The organism is Aphanizomenon sp. UHCC 0183, from assembly GCF_009712065.1.
Classification (GTDB): Bacteria; Cyanobacteriota; Cyanobacteriia; order Cyanobacteriales; family Nostocaceae; genus Dolichospermum; species Dolichospermum heterosporum.
In genome coordinates this window covers 1-1582 of sequence record NZ_VILC01000030.1, presented here as the reverse complement: position 1 = coordinate 1582, position 1582 = coordinate 1, and the positions used below count along the sequence as shown (strand labels likewise).

Annotated in this window: 1 protein-coding gene; it reads right to left on the bottom strand. The window is 33.9% G+C overall.

What is annotated here, in order from left to right:
- A partial coding sequence (locus tag FJR37_RS12320; protein WP_254434571.1) for a CheR family methyltransferase occupies positions 1 to 1399 on the bottom strand: 1399 nt, incomplete at its 3' end.
- Between the last annotated feature and the right edge of the window lie 183 nt (positions 1400 to 1582).

Here is a 1582-nt window from a genome sequence, read left to right as displayed (position 1 = left end):
TGGTAGATTGCAATTCTTCATTGGTTGTTTCTAGTTCTTCATTGGTAGATTGCAATTCTTCATTGGTTGTTTCTAGTTCTTCATTGGTAGATTGCAATTCTTCATTGGTTGTTTCTAATTCCTGTCGAGAGCGTTGTAATGCTGTTTGGAGTTTCAGATAACGGGTGACATCATTAAAAGAGATTGTGACACCGAGAATGGTTTGATCATTATCTTGTAAAGGAATGATTCGCACATCTAAATATTGAACTTCTGAATTTGGCTGATAACGTTCAACATTTGTGAGTATAATAGGATGGCGTTCATTATATACTTGCTCGATTAATGAGCGTAACTCTACAGGTCTATAGGATAATTCTAAATCCTGAAAAGGGCGATTTAAATCTTTATTTGTCAGGTTAAATAAACGTCGAGCTTCTTCATTAATCATAATTAATATACCATGATTATCAATGACAACTTGGGCGCTAGATGCTGTATCAAAAGCCAAATCTCTAATTCGCAGTTCTTCAGCATAAACATTATTAGAGGATTCTTTATTTTGCAAATTTGTCATAACTAGTTGACGATTACGGATGTTTCCCAAAGATACTTTCGCAAATACACGATCTTTTAAATGTATAGGTATAAATAAATTAGAGTGCATGACTAACATCTCTGCTTTTCCTAAAAACAGATAGCCATGATCATTAAGCGCGAAATGAAACCGATTGATAATCTTTCCTTGTATTTCTGAATTAAAATACATTAAGGTATTGCGACAAACCAATAAATCTAAACGAGAAATTGGTGCATCCTGAAGTAAATCATGACGACCAAAAATCACGCAACGACGCAAATCTTGACGAAAAACATAATTCTTATTCACTAAATCAAAATATTTATGGCGCAGTTCTAATGGAACTTCAATGATATTTTTGGCTGAATAACTAGCATGACGAGCTTGGGTGAGAGCTTCTTCGTCTACATCTGTTGCGTAGATTTTTACGCGCTTACGAAACTCTTCTACTCCCAATATTTCTGCTACAACCATTGCTAAGGTATAAGCCTCTTGTCCAGACGCACAACCAGCGCTCCAGAACCGAAGCTGTTCATCTTTTTGTTTATTTTTGATGATATCAGGGATAATTTCTTGGGCTAAATAGTCCCAAGCTGAAGTATCTCTAAAAAAAGCAGTCACATTAATTAAAATAGTATTAAATAAATTTTTAAATTCATCTGGATGAACTTCTAAATAATCTTGATAATTCACAAAACTATCTATATTTAAAGTCTCCATCTCTTTAATAACACGACGCATTAAAGTTGAACGTTTATAACCTGTGAAATCAAACCCTCGATTGATTCTCAAATATTGGAGGAGATTTTCAAAATCAAGGTCTTTGTGTGGAGCATTCATAAAATAAATTAGGTTTTTACTAGAAATAGATACACATCATAGATAATTATAAACTTCCCCTGTTCCCTATTCCCTTTTCTCAACTTATCGGTTGAGCATAACAAGTACCGAAGAACCGATAATATTAGAGGGTGTTTGAAAAGTCATGATTGCTGTATCAAATGTTTTACCCAACCCTAACTC